Here is a 17,228-nt window from a genome sequence, read left to right on the forward strand (position 1 = left end):
CTTGATAGCACTACTATTTTTCGCTTCAAGAATTCGAACTGCTTCGTACCGATGCGTCAACTTTCCACCAACGGTTCTACAGACGCGGTGCGGGCAACCGGACGTCAGCAGGCTCGAATATTTGCATGGCGTTCAGCCGGAAAGACTCCCTAGAAGGCAGCCGTCGCTCCCGGTGTCTGTCCGGTGCAAAGCCAATAGACGTCGAGATTGAGAAAGGTCGCAATCCGCGTGAACGCATTTAGCGGTGGAACCGTGATTCCACGGCGCCAGAATTGCACGTCGCGTTCACTCACGTCGAGCCGTCTGGCGGCACCAGCGGACTGATGCCAGCGCGCTTCAAAGCGGTGTCGAGGCGGGCGGCAAGGGCGCGTCTCAGGCTACTGTCCTCATCGCTACGCTGAAGATGCTCGATGGTTTGAGCGCTTTGATTCATCTCGTTTGAAATCTCTCAGAAATATTCTTATCGTCGCCGCCTCTTGGGCGTGCCGGTAAAGCTTACCAGCCATTTTGGCAATATCAAGTCACATCAGGCTATCAGCTTTGATAGTTGCACGCGCATACGATGCAATAGCAGGCGATAGTCGCCAGGGCAACGCTGGTTGACCAACCTGACGCGGGAACAGTTGTGTGCATCCGCGGAGTACCACATTTCGCCGCTCCTGCCGCACCAACACATGGCTTTTCGAGAACCGCTTTTTCCATACGCACGACGGGCGGCAGGCAGCAATATCCAGCCGCAATTGTCCCGAGGTTTGTAGGACGAATATCCCCGATGGCCGACGAACATGAAAGGCATTTGTAACACAGGTGTGCCTGTGCGGGACATACGCGTATACGATATTTGACGGAGGTCAAAGTCGGAATGACTAACCCTGTCCTGACGTGTTTTCATGATGAGGTTTGGGCACGCGCCTCCTCTGCCCCACCATTCCCATCAGAGGCGGTCCGTTACAGTCGCGTAACGTCACTTCGAAAACGGCTTGTATCACCGGACAAGGGAATCGACAGGAGTTACGGCAATGGACGATCGGTTTGATAGAAGAGAGCTGCTGCTTCACCTCGGGGACATGCTCGAAGCCTTGAACTGTTTGTCGATAGCAGGTCAACCGGACATGCTGGTCGCCCAACTTGCGGCGCAAGAGGAATCGCTGCAGTCCTTCAAGGTTCTACGGATGGTCGCACCGGGGATGACGGTGGGCGCGTTTGGCGCTTGCGTCGCCAGTGCGTTCTTCCATTGGCCAAAGGAACTGCTCGAGGCGGAACCCAACCGCAACGCGCTCGCGTCGACCGTCCAGCACGACCTGTTCGACGGCAACCCTGACGGCTGGAAGACGTATGTTGCCGATATGCAGGAGAAGGTGAAGTGGTTCGGGACCGGATTGCCCGAGATGAAAAAGCGCAACGCAGATGGGCCGCCGCTTGCCGCTGAGATGGATACCAGTCCGGCGGAAGCGTCGGTCGAGGAAGCACCGCTAGCCGAGTGGGATGAACCCGACGACAAGAGGGGATGGCCTTGGCCCCAGCCTGGTTCGACGTCCTGATGCGCTGCACGTCGTACCCGGGAAGGAACCGTACAGGGACGAACGACCGACGTCGCGTTTTCTGCGCAAAAGTGTCCGGCAGTGTTGCATTACCTGGCCAACGAAGGCTGTGACGACGACGCGGATGACTACGGTGCGGTGCTCTTTTCCTCGGTGTCTGATCCGAAGACTGGTTAGAAGCTTTACCCGAGCGATTGGTTGATATATGCGGTCTGATAAGTCCTCAGTTGCAAAATTACTCGTCCAACCTTCGCCCGTGCACGGCAGCGGCGTGTTTGCCAATCGGAATATCGGTCGCGCCGAGCTGATTTTGGAGTACAGGGGCCCGTGGGTCCCTGGCAATACTTCGTGCAAAGTGCCTCCAGTTACGGCAAGACTCTCGGCCACACGTTCCTGTTTGATATCGGTGATGAGACGGTTATTGATGGTACGTGCAGAGGCAGCAGCGCCCGCTGGATGAATCACAGTTGCGAGCTGAACTGCAAGGCGTACGTCTTCGATGGACGCGTGTTTTATTTACGCTTTGGCAGATATCAAACGCGATGAAGAGCTGACGATTGATTACGGGCTCGTCGTCGAGGGACCACGAACAGACGAAGTTCGAGAACTGTATTGGTGTCAATGCGGCTCGCCCTGCTGTCGCGGCATCATGCTCGCTGCCAAACGGTTTCAGACCGCCTGAAGTCCATGTACTGGACGGTCCGGCGGGACGACGATAATCGTTGCATGGCGCGCAGCGGGTCGCTGCGATTATGGCGAGTCTGGAATCTGAAGAAGACCGTCTGCAACATTGCGCACCGTCTTCTGTTCGCATGAAAAGCGGCGACCCTTGGCGCTAGCGAATCCATCGGGCGAGGACAATACGCTTCGTCATAAAGTACTGTGATAGCCCAATTCAATTGGTATCCCGACCGTCACCGACCTGTAATGGAATCTTCGTTGTTTTGCTCTACACCTGTCGACGCTCGGCGAGCACCATCGCATCGCCCAACGCGGAAGAATTTGAAAAGACAATCGCTGCTGAGACTACGTCTGGCAGGCAGGCTCGAAAATGTACGCCGACACGGTGGCTTGCCAGACGACACGCTTCATCACCTGGTCACCGTTGCCGAACATGCTGAACGTTGAACCTACGTCTTCAGGAGGCGAACATGACCGATTTTCAGGAGCAGGCAGTCGTGGCACAGCGCACAAATCTTGACTTCTTCTTCAACCTGGCCGGCACAATGCTCGAAGGCGAGGAAAAGCTTGTCCGACTGAATCTGGATATTGCAAAAGCGACGTTTGCCGATTGGTACCAACGTATGCAGGACAGGCTCGCGGAAAAAGACGCACAGGACGTTACTGACTTGCCAAACACGCTGGCGCTGCCCGCGGTCGAAAACGTCCTGACCTACGAACGTCAGGTTGCCGAGATTACTTCGTCCGTGCAGGCCCAGCTGGCAGAAGTTGTCAATGCTCAGTACCTTGAAGTCAACCGCCAGGTTCAATGGTTTATTGAGAATGTCTCGCAAAATGCCGCAGAGCAGGCAGTCAATGTCGCCCAAAAAGCAACGTGAATGTCCCAACGAAAGCTGCATCACAGGTGAACGAATCGGCTGACGAGGCAGTCGGGAAAGCTGCTAAAGCAGCGAAGCGTAGTCGCGGGACGCGGCGAGCGAGCGCTTTGACTACGCGGCGATGTGTCCGCCGTCGGATAAGTCCAACTGTCGTTATCACTGGCAGTTTTCTGGCGCACGTCATGTCCGCCACTTTGACCTCCGTACCCGGCACGCTCGCAGGCCGCGAAGTGCGTATGGAATACTCTGAAGACTCGCACCGCGACGAAATAGTCGTGGACTTAAGGTAGCGGAGGATGGGCCCCGCTTTTCATCAACAACTATCAATTCGCTTTTAATTGACCTATGAGAAGCTCTACAGTCAATGTCATTTTTTTGACGTCCACTTTACCGGCTACCACACACGAATGCGAAACAACGCGGCCGGTTGAAGTCGACATGGCTGGCAACAGGTGCTCCGGCACCTATCGTGTGACGGCGGTTTCCGTCGACAGCGAAACTCATCCGAAGGTCGATGCGCGCCGCCTGCTTTCGGACCTGTCGTCAAGCCGATGCGAGGAAGCACACGCTTGCTTCAAGGTGGTCGACAAGGACTCGTTGACACTTTCGGGCAGCAAATGACGTTACCGCTTGAGGGAGATGCAAAAAGTTGCTGCTCCCAGAAGTGGCTTTTCTGAGCGCGACCATCATTCCTCTGCTACGGCCCCTCAACGTGGGGTTGAAGCGTGATGGTGAGCGTCGTACTGGCAGATTTTGTGCCGTCGCCCCAGGCCGTCGCCGTCCGGTTTAGCAGGATGTACCCGCCCAGTGTCCCGATGTTTGTCGGAGACAGTTGCAGGTCGTAGCCTTGCGTCGAAAGCGAGGCGTTGAACGCGTAATACTCGAATCCCGTTGTCGACACGCTGTTACTGTTTGCGGTGTACGAGAAGCTATCGATGAGGCGTGACTGCTTAGGGCCGTAGTCGTGAAGACGCGAACGGCCCCCGGGGGCTTCCCGCCCACAATGTAACTGATAGTGCATCGAGACTGCCGCTGGTCGAGCCGCTACCAATCCCGCCGGAACTGTTCGCGTTGAAAGCCACCGAGAAGGTGCCGCGCCCCACCCCGTCTGCCTGCTCCTGACCAGACACGACTGTGGTTACCGGGACAACCGCACCGATGGTCTCGTCCCTTATCTGCCAGCCCACCGTCGGCGTTACGGGTGGCGCGTTGACGGCTGGTGCGCAAGCCTCGAACAAGAGGGTGAGGGCAAGAGCAGACGCGGGATTGGCAAAGCGCAGAAGCATGACGACCTCCGAAGGGCACGAACTCGGGGTAGCCTCGACGGCAAGGCTCGCCAGGCAACGCCGGTATGGCGCTCGCTGATGTATCGACAGGCTCCAGCAACCGATATCCGGGAGCGCCTGGAGGTCCAGCTGAGCAGACGAAGCGCCAGCTCAGAACTTCAAAAGCGACGCGATAGCGGAAAGAGGAAAAGACAAAACCTCCCGCAAAGAAAACTAAGGAGTGCGCTTACGGGGCGCATGCGAAATCAAGGCCTTCCGGGATAAAGCCAAACTTCTGCAGCGTGCACTGCGCAACAGCGAGGCCCGACATCTGTCAGGAGAGAAAATAAGACTGCCTGTTGCGCGCTCATTTTGGCGACCATCGGAAGCTCAATGTGGGTCTTTTGCGAATGAAAGCTAATCCGCAAAAAGACCCACCACTTTCGAGTAATGGATTTAGTGGCCGCTGTCAGCGTTGCATTGTGGGAGATGACCACAGGTGGCCCATCCCGAGCGGGTCAAACTACCGCTCGCGCTGGTGCTTCCGGATACACCACCATATCCAGTCGTGCCCGGAGAGGCGCTGGTCGATGTGCCGGGAGAGGCACTGGTAGACGCCGATACCGATTGAGCATCTTGCTGCCCTGACGTGTCCTGAGCTTGAACCGCGCTCGCTAACGAGAAAGTGCCCAGGAGCGCTGCAGACATGAGAAACGTCGTCTTCATGGCTTACCTCCTTTACGACATCAGGTTTCAGTTTTGCAGCCGCTATGACACTGGCAATGGGTGAAGGGGCCGGCATGTGCTTTAGCACAAGACGATGCCGGTGATTCCACCTGATGCCGGAACCCGGTTACGGGGATGTTGTTCCTGGCGTTGGCCTTCTACCGGGCTCAGGGAGAAACAGGTATCGCGGCAAATCCGCGATTGGCGTTCGAGGAGACAGGAGGCACCTGAAGAACGGCCGGAGGGCCGGTAAGCCCGGTACGCGAAAAAGGAAGCGCACGACTTAACCATATGTCGTCTTCCGGAAAAGACACTAAGCCTTTCGTCATATAGCGCCGGTCGTTCGTCATATAGCGGCCCATAAAGGTGTTTCACGGCCACGTTTCACGGGCCTGTTTCGGTTTCGGGGCAATTGCTTGCACTAGAGATTGGGTTTGCCTTCAAGCGGTCTGTGCACCAGAACGAATCAGCTGTCTCAGTGGCGGCCCATCAGCCGGCGCAGCCATGAGTCGCGAGAAGTGCGGATGGCTTTCTTGTAGGCGTCCCACAACTCCGGCGACTTCCAGGTTCTACCGGCCGACAGCTGCTCAAGCATGGTCGCCCGGATGTGGGGTGTATCGTTGAGCACCCATTGCCCCGCGAAATCACCGAACTATTCGTCCATCGTGTAGGTGCCGTCGTATCCGCGCAGGTTGACGGTTCCGGTGTAGCCGTCGCGGACCAGGTCCTGGACGTTCGGCAGTTCGTTGAGCGCCTGCTGATAGGCGCTTTCCAGGTCGAGGACCGGCCAGTGCTCCTGGATGGGATAGCTGGCACAAAGCGCTCGCACCCGCGTGTCAACGCTCACTCGCACCGCTGGCGTATCAATGAGCGGACTGATTTTCTGCGCCCGGAGTGCGTCAAAGAACTCCTGAACCGTCAACCGGTCGGCCATCGGTTGTCTCCATGCGAATGAAGTATCAAAACCGATGATACTGCCGGGTACCGCCACCTCGACGGGTATGCGCGGCGGTTCTTCCAAACACGGATACGTGACTATTGCTGTTCTTTAACCAAGACGCGGGAGTATTTCGCGAAGCAAAACGCTGTGATGTCAGATGCTGACAACGTGCTCGTAGAACCAGTCGTTGAATGCATCGAAGCCCTGCACAGTCCACCCGAGGCGGTGCGCGTTCTCGCAGGGGCGCACCAGCATCCAGCACACAGCCTCCTCGGGGTCAGCTTCGAAGTCCCGCGCATTGGTTTTATCGAAGCGCAGCGGGGCGTTGGCGACACAGTTCTCCGAGTCATTGAAGGTCTTGCGGTCCAGCGGCCGGCCATGGAACCTGGTATGCACCAGGTCGGTCGCATCGAACTTCCAGTCCCGGACCGCCAGCTTGCCGGCGTGCCGCAATGCCTGGCCCAATACACGTTCGGTCGCGCTCGCCGGGTGATTGCCGAAGCGAAGCGGCGGCGCTCCAGGAACACTTCGAGCGCCATCTCCAGCTGCGCGCGCGACGTCGACGCGATCGCAGGTTTGCGATGTCATGCTCATGCTCCAGGAAGCACGTGGAGGTTCCGGTCTACGGCTGCTCCTCCTCAGGTTGGCGTCGTCGCCCTCAGGCTCTCCCATACCTCACGCAGGGCGCGGCGCAGTTCTTTCGCGTTGACCTCCAGGTCTGTAAAGACGGCCTTCGACTTATCACGCTTTTGCACCTCACGCGCGCCATACTTTCCCGTGCCGTACTTCAACTGCAATGGGACTAGCTTCTCAATCTGTGTTGACGGCGGACGCTTGCCATAGATAACGGCGTCCTGCTTAACGAACTCAGCGATTTAACACAGGCTGGGGTATCCGCCATGGATCCGCTTTGGCCCATCCCGATACGATGCTACGGGCTACAGCTTGCCGTAGCTGTGCAGCCCCGACAGGAACATATTGACGCCGAGGAACGCGAAGCTCGTCACCAGCAGGCCCGTCAGCGCCCACCATGCTGCGACCGCGCCGCGCAGGCCTTTCATCAGACGCATGTGCAGCCACGCCGCGTAGTTCAACCAGACGATCAGCGCCCAGGTTTCCTTCGGGTCCCAGCTCCAGTAGCCGCCCCATGCTTCGGCGGCCCACAGCGCGCCGAGAATCGTCGCGATCGTGAAGAACGCGAAGCCGACGGCGATCGACTTGTACATCACGTCATCGAGCACGTCGAGCGTCGGCAGGCGGTCGGCCAGCACGCCGCGCTCCTTCATCAGATACGCGACGCCAACCATCGCCGACAGCGCGAAACTGCCATAACCGATGAAGTTCGCGGGCACGTGAATTTTCATCCACCAGCTTTGCAGCGCGGGGACGAGCGGCTGGATCTGCTGCGCGTCGCGCGCGATCGAGTACCACATCAGGAAGCCGACGGCCGCGCTGATCACCAGCAGCACGAACGCGCCGAGCGAGCGCGTGTTGTAGTGCTGCTCGTAGTACAGGTAGAAGAGCGCCGTAATCAGGCTGAACAGCACGAACACTTCGTACAGGTTCGAGACCGGAATATGGCCGACGTCCGAGCCGATCAGGTACGACTCGTACCAGCGCACCATCAGGCCGACAAAGCCCATCAGAACGGCAACCCACGTCATCTTCGAGCCGATCGCGGCGCCCGTCGGCGAACGCGACAACGTGCCGATCCAGTAGAACAGCGTGGCCAGCACGAACAGCGCGCTCATCCACAAGATGGCCGACTGGCTCGACAGGAAGTACTTGAGAAAGAACGCGTGATCGGCGCGGGCGAGGTCGCCGCCGTAAATCTGGATAGCCGACAGCGACAGCACCGCGATGCACGCCATCAGCAGACGCGCCGGCTTCCAGCGCCAGCCGAGCGCGACGAAAGCAGGCACTGTGCATACCAGCACCAGCTTGTCGTAGTAATTCATGTAGTCGTCGTAGCGCGACAGCGCAAACCCGGCACCCGCCACCATCGTGAGGGCGAACAGCCAGTCGAGAGCGTTCAGGCGCTTCAGCAACGAACGCGTCCGGGCATCGGCGATCATCGCTTCGACGTCCAGCTGCGTGGCGGCTTGCTGCCGTTGCGCGCGAGGCACGGAGACTACATGTGTCTGCTTCATGGTCTTCACCATTGCGAAAATCGCGTCGAGGCGCATGCGGACCATCACTGATTGACGGATGGTTCACCAGCTTTCTTTGAATGTGGGTCAACGACCTCTTCTTTCGCCGGCGGGTCTACCGCATCTTCACGCACGGGCGACGCAGACTCCGCTGCTGGCGCCTGCGGGAAGGCCTCGACATATGCCGCTACCGCATGCATGTCCTGCTCCGACATGTTGGTACAGATGGCCTTCATGGTCGCTCCGCGCGGCCTCGTATCGGTCTGCTGGAACACCCGCAACTGCTTGACGACGTAGTCCGCATGCTGGCCCGCAAGGCGGGGAAACTGCCCCACTCCTTCGCCGTGCTGGCCGTGGCACGCGACGCAGGCAGCCACGCCCTTGGCCGGCAGACCGGACGTGAAGATCGTCCGCCCTTCATCCATCAGTTCGGGGGCGGCCGGTTCGCCGGGTTCCGTCGCCAGACTCGAGAAATAAGTCGCCAGGTCTTCGATCTGCGCATCGGTCAGGTGCGTAAAGCCCCACATGAATCGCCGCGCGTTGGGATCGGACCGGCTATGCGTCTTGAAGTCCGTGATCTGATCGACCAGGTACTGATGCGTCTGTCCAGCCAGCTTGGGAAACGTCGGCGAAACGGACACACCGTTCACGCCATGACAGTTCGAACAGACCTGCAGAGCGATTGTCTTTCCGGCGACTGCCGGATTGTCGACCTGTCGGGACCGTTCCAGGTCATGACAGCCCGAGCTGGCAACCAGCAGCCCGACAGTGACGATTTGCGCCATCCTGTTCATGTCGAAACCTCCTGGGCGTTGCGGTCACTGCTACCAGTACGCGGCCCACAGATAGACGAACAATGTGTCGTTGTCCGACGCGTTGCGCCCCATGCCGTCGTAGTTGGAGCGCGCGCCAAGGTATTTGGTGAAATGCGTGTACTGCACGCCAATCCGTATGTTCTGCACCGGGATCCAGAATATCTCTGGCATCCAACCCGATGTGGCGGGTGAAAAGTTCGCGCTGCTGCCGTAAGCGGCGCTGTCAGTGCTACCTGTCACGTTGAAATAGGACAGGCTTATGCCGTACCGGGCCTGATAGATGTACGACACTTTCAACCGAAGCGAATTGAGCGTCGCCGATTGGCTGTCGCCAAGAACGAGATTATTTGGATCGCTGATGTTCTCGTGTATATATCGTGCCTGCGCGGTAATTGTATGCGGCTCCAGAATGTACTGGTACTGCGCATCGAAACCGATATCGGTAAAGCGCGTCACACCCTGGTCGAATATCGGGAACGCGTTCGAGTCGTTTGGGTAGATCTTCGCGTTCAGCCCGAACGTACCGACCATGACACTATTCGCACCCCAGTCGTGTGTTAGCGCGAGGCGCCAATACGGGTTATAGCCGCGCAGATAGGTCTGCGGGTGGGCGGTGTCTCCTTCCTTGCTGCCCTTACTCAGGAACGACCAGATGCCTTCGGCCGTCGCGTACGCGCTCAACTCTGCATACACCGTCTTGTTCCAGTACAGGTAGCTGCCGATGCCCGCCACCTGTTGCGCGAGACTGCCTTCGAAGACAGGCAGGAACTGCGGTGCCCCGACTGTGCTCGTCGGCGACGACAGATACGGATAGCTCCATGAAGGAGCCGTATTCCAGACGTCCTGCACCGACGGGCTGTTGTTCAACGTCACGCCCAGAATGAGGTCCTTCGCATCTCCTATGATTCGATCGACGTAGCGGATGTCCGTGTTATCCGATCCCCAGTGACCGACCCAGGTACCACTGGCGTTCTGGTGATCGTAGTTCGTGTAGGTATACTGGGCGAAGCCGCCGATGTGGTCGGTGATCTTGCCAGCGAGGAAAATACTCGCCGCATCCCACGTCAGATTACCGTCTTTCGGCGAAATCTGATTGCCGTCGATATCGTGGTTGTGCCGGGTCTTGGTCACGTCGACTGTGCCCATGACGGCAAGCGGAATCGTGCGTTCGCCGAACGTATAGCCATTCAGCTTGAACATGCGTCCATAGGGCGTGAGTTCTGGAAACTGGCCGCCGGCGTGACAGGCAACGCAGCTCTGCCCCGTCTGTCTCGCGAATATGGGCAACGCGTGCGCGGGAAAGGTCTGCAACATACACAGCACGGCGAGCGCCGCCAGCAAGCCCATGTGCAGCAGGCGATAATGCGCGTAGCTGCCCTTCAAAGCCTGGTTCATGGCCGTCTCTCCCCCTGCATGCCGCGTGCATGCATTCAGTCGCCGCTGTTACCTGTAAAGGCAAAGACTGAAAAGGCATCCACGTATTGCGTTCACCGGCATCGCCATCAGCGTCGCTTCCCGATGACGCCATTTCGCTTTGCACGCATGCTTATTGTGTGGAGAGCCCAACAGGTGAGACATGGGTTGACCGCTCACTTCTGCGATAGGGTAAGCACGCCAAGCTGAGGTGTATCACTGGACTTTTGTAAGAGGGAATCGGAGCTTTGTAAGGAAGCACGCACACGTACCGGGCGAACACGAATTCCGGTTAAGACACAGCGGAAATAAAAAAGGACCCAACGTGCTGTCGAGTCCCGTAAAAGATGGCCTTTACCTGAAATCAATCGACGCAGGATGCAGCCTTTATTGACCCTGCGGCGTTGACCATCTGCGTGGACCTGAGAAACAAGCGGTACCGGATCGACTACGAACTACCAGGTAGTGGGCTGGAGACGAGTACCGCAGCGACGACCGGTACCCCAGCCAGTACCACCGATTCGATATGCAACACTGCGACAAAGCGTCTTAGAGGCTTCACTGGTGGCGTCGACGAGGCACTCGGATTAACGGTGCGAACAAATACGATTATTGAGCAAGACATCATGCATCTCGCTCGGGTTTTGCGCGCGTTCGTTTTTCGATGCACACCTGATGTCATCACAACGCCGTACTGGCGCAACCGACTTCACACTCTTTTCCAATCGCTACATCTCACCGACTACCAACGTCACTGGGTCCAGGAGCTCAGCATGAGCTTCACGAGTTCGAACGACGGAGTTTGCACGACCGTTAGCGGCATGTACCTCGCGGTAAAGAAACTGCGCCGCCGGAGACCCACTATGTCCGGGCCGGGCGAATCCGTTCACTGGCAAACGGCGCGATGTCTCCTGGCCGCTCCAGAAGATACCCCTTCCGGTGCGGAAACACCTCACTGCGGAGTGGCTGCTCAGTCGATCATGGGACGTCGTCTCGGCCCCTGCATTGCGAGCGACCTGATTCGCCCGGATCTCGAGGTTAGAACCGAGTTAACTCCTGGAAATCCTCACCTTTAGCTGGTTTGAAAGCCGGTACAAATGACAGGTGCCTTCCCGCTTCCTGAATCTACCGAGCCCGGTGGTGTTGTGAGACATTCACTTGAGCGCATATTTTAAGACATTTTCTTGATTGTGATGCGTCATAGAATGCACGTGCTTGCTGCATAAACAGATTAGCGAGCACCTCCCAATTCGAAAGAGAGTCAACCACGACCATGGCAAAGACTGCAACAAAGGCTGCACCGAAAGTCGCCACAAAGGGCAAAGCTGCTGCACCCGCTACCCAGGGGGGTAGCGCAAAGGCTGCAAGTGGTCCGGGTAAAAATCTGGCCGCTGGCGCGCCCGAGAAGGAGAAGTTCACGAAGGCGTCGCTCGCCGCGCACGTTGCACAGGCGGCTAACGTTGAGCCGAAGGCCGCCAAAAGGCGGTGCTCGCCGCATTGGAAGACACCATGCTCGGCTCGGTCCACAAGAAGGGTGCCGCCGAGTTCACGCTGTCGGGTCTTCTGAAAAAAATCAGCGTTCAGCAGATCCCGGCAAAGAAACGCCGTTTCGGCAAGGATCCGTTGACCGGCGAGGAGCGCTGGTTCGATGCGAAGCCAGCCACGGTTCGCATCAAGGCGCGCGCGCTGAAGAAGCTGAAGGACGCAGCGGCTTAGCATGTAATACAGTCGTGCCTGGTGCGTGGCAGGCGCCAGACGGACCCAGTACCGGGCGCCCGCCGGCTTCGTTTCCGCACTGTCCGCGGCCTACGCGGCACGCGTGTTAATCCTCGCGGCTACCGTCTCTCCGGCCATCAGGCCGGACCACAGCATGATCCCGCTGGCGGTCTGGGACCGGAACTATCTTCGGGGCTATTGTGGGTTCGATGCAGCCCGTCCAGACAGCGCGTGACTCGCTTGATCGATGATCGATTTCGCGGTGCCAACAACAAGCGCGCGGTCGATGTCGGAGGTCTGCCAGCGACCATTGCTATCTCTCGCGAACTGCAGTTCCGCGTGGAGGGTCGCACCTTGATCATTTGACTGATCCGGCCGTAGGACGATGCTAGCGTTGCAAGTGAATACAAGGCTACCGGTCGCGTTCGATGCTTTCGCGCAGTCACCATCGGATTTCACTGATGCCACCGTGTCGGAGGTCGGCAGCGGATTGCCCGCAAGGGCATTCAGGCCTCCCTTGTTCGCCGCGTCCAGCGCCCGACGGACGGCGCCATCGATGTCTGATGTACCCGGCCCTTCGTGCGGCCCCCCACACGCAGTGAGCGCTGCACACGCTAGCGCCGCCGGCAGCATTCTTCTACGGTTCATTCTAATTCTCCCTCTCGGGCAACATTGCCCATGTCGATTATTGCATTGTGTCCCGGAATCTCGTCGTCGCAATCCCGTAGCTCACCTCCGCCAGCAATCCGGTAAGCATCATGGCAAGACATAGCGTCTGCGCGGTGTTCATGTTGCCTTGTCGACGACGCATCGCATCGAGCGCGATATGGGACGCGGAAACGGATATCTCGACGGCATTCGACTGCGGTTGCGATTCGGGATTTCGATCACCCGAAGACGATGGCTTTAGGCAGTTCGCAGCCATTGTTGACCACCTGCGACCGACAGCTGCAGCGTGCGCCCCTTTTCTGCGTTTGCCGACGCCGGCGACCGGCTAGACAGGTTTCGCGCTGGGAGTCTTTTGAAGACATAAAGGTATAAGCGGGTTGCGTCGCGGCCTCAAGGATGGCATCAATAGAGCAAAGCGCGCCGGGGCACTTGTCGTTGCTCTGAGCATGACACTTCAAGTCGATGCGCGTGAACGGGTGGGTCTTGTGTTTTGTCGCTTGTCGTTACGACCCAAAGCGAAACGGTCATAAAAGAGGCGAGTCGGACTCGCCTTGAATGCACGTCCAGCCTTATGCCTACTGGCTGGTGTGTGCCGAAGCCCGGTGTCGTTATTACATCTTGGTCACGGCATCGGTCTTGGTGTCGGCCTTCACTGGCGCCGTCGAGACTTCGTTGCCGGCATCGGTCTTGGTCTTATTCGCGGCCGCTTCGGTGCCTGGCTCCTTCTTGCTCAGCTTGTGCGCTTGAGTCTTCTTGACGTGCACCGCGGGCTTCTTGTTCGCGTGAACTTCGGCGCTAGCCTTATCAGTCGCCTTGCTGGTTGCCTTGTCGGTCGCACTGCCGGCTTCCTTGGCCGCGCCGTTGATCTTCGATGCGTCCGTTTGCACTTCGGTGCTGGCCTTCAAGTTGGTCTGGCCGGCTTGCGCCGCAGCGGTTGCGGCGGCGGTCGAAGGCGTCGGCGCAGCGGTCTGTGCAAAAGCTGTCGAAACGAGCAGAGCGGAAGCGAGAGCGGCGTAAATCGTCTTCATAAGTGACTCCTTGTTAGGCGCCCGAGGAAATTCAGCGCTGCCCGTTTAACGGAAGCCCACCGGAAGGAGTTGACCATGGAGTGGTGACAAAGCGTAAGCTTTGTGACGGCGCAAACGCTTCCCGCTTTCCGGCAAAGTCGCGTCATACGTCGTCACCACGGCGCTCAGCCGATCTCTCCTGTTCGACACGAGCCGTAACATCCCGCGCGATGGCGACCGATCCGCACACCACACCTTGATTGTCACGGACCACTGCAAAAGTCATCTCGACATCGAGCTTGCGCACCGTCTTGTGCACCGCGCGGGTCAGCGAGACGCGGCCGTGCAGACGCGTCGTGCCGTTCGTGATTGCAGCTTTAACCGCGCCAATGTGCGGCGCCCAGACGCTCCGGGATGATCAGATCGAGGTTGCCGCCTATCGCTTCGGGGGCACTGTGCCCGAACAGAACTTCAGCCGCCGCGTTCCAGCGCTGGATCGTTTCGGACCGATCCGCGTGGATGATCGCGGTCGTCGTCTGCTCGACAATCCAGTCGCTCAGTGCCCTCGAGTTTTGCATCTTGCCGCTCCAGGTTGTGATTCGAGCTGGCAAAATTACGACACAAACCGCCAGGTGGCATGTGTATCCTGGTGTACGCGCCAAACACCCGATGTCCCGGGCGTGCTGCCCAGCGCTAATTTTTCTCAGCACACGCAAAGCAGTTGAGCACGTTGCGCTTTCTCTGCATGATGCGCTATAAATGAAAGCCGGGCACACAGCGCACGCAAAGCACACTGCCCTTTTCGGGTCGCGCCGCAGCGGTCATCCCGAGACATCACATGATCGCAGGGCAAGGACGGCAGCCCTTTCTCGGCGCCGCATTGAGCGGCGTGGTCGCCAGCGGCTCCAGCACAGCGGTTCAGAACAGTGCTCGACGCGCGGATCGACGCCGTTGCCAATCAGTTGATGACGGCGACTGGCCTACCGGGCACGTTGGTCGCGGTCGTGCGCGATCTCAAGACCGTTAATGCAAATGGCTTTAGCACGCGGCTCGTCGAATCGGGGCAGCCGGTCGATGCCGACACCGTGTTCCAGCTAGCGCCGCTCTCGAAGCCGATCGACACAACAGGTCGTCGCGCACCTGGTGGGAATCGGCTCGGTGCCGTGCGACACGCCGGCGCGCTCGAATCTGCGTTGGTTTGCTCTGTTGAATCTAACTGTCAACGAACATGTGACCGTCGGCGACCTGTACTCGCATCGCTCGGGCTTGCCCCATCGCGCAGGCGCTCTGCTGGAGGACATAGCATATGACCAGAAGACCATTCTCGAGCGCCTGCGTTATTTGCCGCTCGCACCGTTCCCCGCTCGTACTTCTATACGAACCTCGGTTTGACGGCCGCCGCCGACCTCGACTGGGCGACGCTGTCGGAGCGCACCCTTTTACCAGCCGCAGGGCATGACGAGCACGAGCTCGCGCTACGGGAATATCATCGTCCGCAAGAACCGGGCGACGGTACACGTCAATCGTGATTGTCAATGGGTCGTTGGTTCAGGTTCGAAGTTCGAAGCCCGATGCGCAATCGCCCGCCGGCGGCATGAGCGCTTCCGCAAACGACATCGCGAAGTGGCTCACGATGATACTGAGCAACGGCGTATTCAATGGCAAGCGTGTCGTCGATGCAGACGCGCTCACAGCCGCGCTCAGCCCCGAATCCCAGACCCAGCCGCCGGGTGATGGACAGGGCACCAGCAACCATGGTTCGGCTTCAATGTCGGCAAACGAATTGCGACAGGCAACGGTTTTTATGTCAAATGTGTGCTATCAGATGCCCGACCGACGCGCGCCGACGCGGGTCATGTTTTCACAACACGTCACGGCAGCCTATCGTGCCGACTCTCGTGTGAAGTCGTTTCGTAAGGCGCGAGATGCTAACAAGGATTAGAAGTCGCCGTTACTTATGCTGAACGGTTTCTGGTTAGCCCGATTGATTCATAGGACAAACGACATACGCCCCGTCGCTCGCGTCCCGCTTCAATAACCGGCTTCGGGTCCGTCTCGTGATTGCGATTACGGCGAATATGACCGGGCCGATCGCGAGACCTTCGACCAACTCGGGCTCGACGGGCAGACTTAGGACGTGCAACGCCTTGAACGCGGCCGCTATCAACGAAAGCACGTAATAAGAGATCGCCGCAACGGATAACACCTCGACTGCATGCTGCAAATGCAACTGGTTGCGCGCGGTGCGCTCCATACCGGCGAGCAGACGCGTCACGTCCTTTTCCTGTGCAAGATTTACTCGCGTTCGCAAGAGATCGACGGCGCGCGCGATACGGGCCGCGATCTGCTCATGGCGCGCCCAGACGCTGCGACACGTTTCCATTGCGGGTGCAAAGCGCCGTTCCATACACTTTTGGATCGTCGGCATACCCTCGATGCGTTCCTCTCGCAATTCCTGAATGCGCGCCAGCACGAGCTTCTCGTAAGCGCGCGACGCGCTAAAGCGGCCGCCTGCCCCTGACAGCGATTCGACGCGTACGGCGAGGTGCGTGAGTCTGACGAGCAACTGCGAGTCATCGCCGTCCGTGCTTTCCGCATCCATGCTCTTCAAGCGACTGAAGCGACGCGTGAATCTCGTCCAGATCGTGGCTCATTCGGCGAGCGATCGGCAGCGCGAGCAAAGACATCATCCGATAGGTTTCAATTTCGTAGAGTCGCTGCAGCAGTCGACCTCCTTGCTCCTCGCGAAAGCCCTCGTCGATGACGAGAAAGCGCATGAAGCCGTCCGGCCGCACGCTCCAGTCGCAGAACACCCGACCACCGCCGAGCACCTTACTGCCGACGAGAATGGGTCCGTCGATCCACTGACGTACATCGGACACAGCGAGTGCGTCGTTACCTGTCAGCAGTTCCATGCGGGATGCGACAAACCTGCATCCGGCGAGTTGCCTGAACCACCCCGCGGGAATCCCCTGAATTCGGGTGTCGTGGAAATAGTCGCTGTCGTTCCATGGGATGACGAACGTGAATGTAGAGAACTCAGTGTGCCGCTCCCACCTCAGATGCCATCCCCACGGCGATTGCACGAAATAATGCGTGGCGCCTTCCTCAGGCATCGTTATTCCCGTATCCCGGCACAAAGAATGTAATAGCGCCTCGTGTATTGATGGATTGTGCTCGGTGTAGATCGCGTAGTGCGTTAAAGCCACAGACTCGGCGAGCTTCAGAAACGGGCGAGCGTGCAATTCCGCAGCTAGAGCGGCGCGCAGTGGGTGGTCCATGGTGAGCATTCTCAAGGTAGCTATTTGCGCAGACGACTTGATATTGCTCGCACCTGCTTGCAACAACTATCGCAGAAGCAATTAAGCAAGAAAACCTCATAGTTCTGGTTGTTGGATTCAGGTTTTCTGATTACTCGAGAGCGGGC

The 17,228-nt window shown here is 58.5% G+C and carries 14 protein-coding genes and 3 pseudogenes; 6 read left to right on the forward strand and 11 right to left on the reverse strand.

Going from position 1 to position 17,228, the window contains the following annotated elements; all coding sequences use genetic code 11:
* Window positions 1–1,019 precede the first annotated feature (1,019 nt).
* The 3 genes from C2L64_RS50930 (at window position 1,020) to C2L64_RS55670 (ending at window position 3,100) form a co-directional block, all read left to right on the forward strand.
* Window positions 1,020–1,541: a hypothetical protein gene (locus C2L64_RS50930; protein WP_090837789.1), complete on the forward strand. Its 522-nt coding sequence runs from the start codon at window positions 1,020–1,022 to the stop codon at window positions 1,539–1,541.
* A gap of 327 nt (window positions 1,542–1,868) precedes the next feature.
* Complete coding sequence (locus tag C2L64_RS56550) at window positions 1,869–2,087, forward strand: SET domain-containing protein-lysine N-methyltransferase (protein ID WP_341809128.1); 219 nt, start codon at window positions 1,869–1,871, stop codon at window positions 2,085–2,087.
* Window positions 2,088–2,692: 605 nt separating this feature from the next.
* On the forward strand, window positions 2,693–3,100 hold the full coding sequence (locus C2L64_RS55670) for a phasin family protein (protein WP_244144535.1): 408 nt from the start codon (window positions 2,693–2,695) through the stop codon (window positions 3,098–3,100).
* Between the two features lie 2,643 nt (window positions 3,101–5,743).
* Here the strand turns inward: C2L64_RS55670 and C2L64_RS50960 are convergent.
* From C2L64_RS50960 to C2L64_RS55675, 7 genes and pseudogenes are all read right to left on the reverse strand, one after another.
* A complete protein-coding gene (locus C2L64_RS50960) occupies window positions 5,744–6,025 on the reverse strand; it encodes a hypothetical protein (RefSeq protein WP_090837796.1) in 282 nt (93 codons plus the stop codon).
* A gap of 159 nt (window positions 6,026–6,184) precedes the next feature.
* A complete protein-coding gene (locus C2L64_RS50965; RefSeq protein ID WP_244144536.1) occupies window positions 6,185–6,619 on the reverse strand; it encodes a hypothetical protein in 435 nt (144 codons plus the stop codon).
* A gap of 50 nt (window positions 6,620–6,669) precedes the next feature.
* Entirely contained in the window at window positions 6,670–6,828 is a 159-nt protein-coding gene (locus C2L64_RS53940) for a hypothetical protein (RefSeq protein ID WP_158660674.1), read from the reverse strand.
* Window positions 6,829–6,969: 141 nt separating this feature from the next.
* Complete coding sequence (ccsB, locus tag C2L64_RS50970) at window positions 6,970–8,106, reverse strand: c-type cytochrome biogenesis protein CcsB (RefSeq protein ID WP_167449638.1); 1,137 nt, start codon at window positions 8,104–8,106, stop codon at window positions 6,970–6,972.
* 119 nt (window positions 8,107–8,225) lie between these two features.
* Complete coding sequence (locus C2L64_RS50975; RefSeq protein ID WP_090837798.1) at window positions 8,226–8,975, reverse strand: c-type cytochrome; 750 nt, start codon at window positions 8,973–8,975, stop codon at window positions 8,226–8,228.
* Window positions 8,976–9,005: 30 nt separating this feature from the next.
* Window positions 9,006–10,391 (reverse strand): cytochrome C, encoded by a 1,386-nt coding sequence (locus C2L64_RS50980; RefSeq protein ID WP_090837800.1) that lies wholly within the window; start codon window positions 10,389–10,391, stop codon window positions 9,006–9,008.
* Window positions 10,392–10,857: 466 nt separating this feature from the next.
* Window positions 10,858–10,974: pseudogene (locus tag C2L64_RS55675) on the reverse strand (copper resistance protein CopD); the annotation flags it as partial.
* Window positions 10,975–11,682: 708 nt separating this feature from the next.
* Here C2L64_RS55675 and C2L64_RS50995 point away from each other — a divergent pair.
* Window positions 11,683–12,125 (forward strand): annotated as a pseudogene (locus C2L64_RS50995) (HU family DNA-binding protein).
* Between the two features lie 195 nt (window positions 12,126–12,320).
* Here the strand turns inward: C2L64_RS50995 and C2L64_RS51000 are convergent.
* The 3 genes from C2L64_RS51000 to C2L64_RS56190 form a co-directional block, all read right to left on the reverse strand.
* Window positions 12,321–12,773 carry a hypothetical protein gene (locus C2L64_RS51000; protein ID WP_244144537.1) on the reverse strand — a complete coding sequence of 151 codons (453 nt, stop codon included), beginning with the start codon at window positions 12,771–12,773 and terminating at the stop codon, window positions 12,321–12,323.
* Between the two features lie 632 nt (window positions 12,774–13,405).
* Window positions 13,406–13,822: a hypothetical protein gene (locus tag C2L64_RS51010; RefSeq protein WP_090837804.1), complete on the reverse strand. Its 417-nt coding sequence runs from the start codon at window positions 13,820–13,822 to the stop codon at window positions 13,406–13,408.
* Between the two features lie 356 nt (window positions 13,823–14,178).
* Window positions 14,179–14,379 (reverse strand): PAS domain-containing protein, encoded by a 201-nt coding sequence (locus tag C2L64_RS56190; protein WP_322789401.1) that lies wholly within the window; start codon window positions 14,377–14,379, stop codon window positions 14,179–14,181.
* Between the two features lie 387 nt (window positions 14,380–14,766).
* Here C2L64_RS56190 and C2L64_RS55680 point away from each other — a divergent pair, with 387 nt between their 5' ends.
* Together C2L64_RS55680 and C2L64_RS55685 are read left to right on the forward strand one after the other, a co-directional pair.
* Window positions 14,767–15,111, forward strand: a complete 345-nt coding sequence (locus C2L64_RS55680) for a beta-lactamase family protein (RefSeq protein WP_256211564.1) — start codon at window positions 14,767–14,769, stop codon at window positions 15,109–15,111.
* Window positions 15,112–15,395: 284 nt separating this feature from the next.
* On the forward strand, window positions 15,396–15,743 hold the full coding sequence (locus C2L64_RS55685) for a hypothetical protein (protein WP_244144538.1): 348 nt from the start codon (window positions 15,396–15,398) through the stop codon (window positions 15,741–15,743).
* Window positions 15,744–15,776: 33 nt separating this feature from the next.
* Here the strand turns inward: C2L64_RS55685 and C2L64_RS51025 are convergent.
* A pseudogene (locus tag C2L64_RS51025) lies at window positions 15,777–17,082 on the reverse strand (DUF3422 family protein).
* Between the last annotated feature and the right edge of the window lie 146 nt (window positions 17,083–17,228).

It is taken from the genome of Paraburkholderia hospita (genome assembly GCF_002902965.1).
Taxonomy (GTDB): Bacteria; Pseudomonadota; Gammaproteobacteria; order Burkholderiales; family Burkholderiaceae; genus Paraburkholderia; species Paraburkholderia hospita.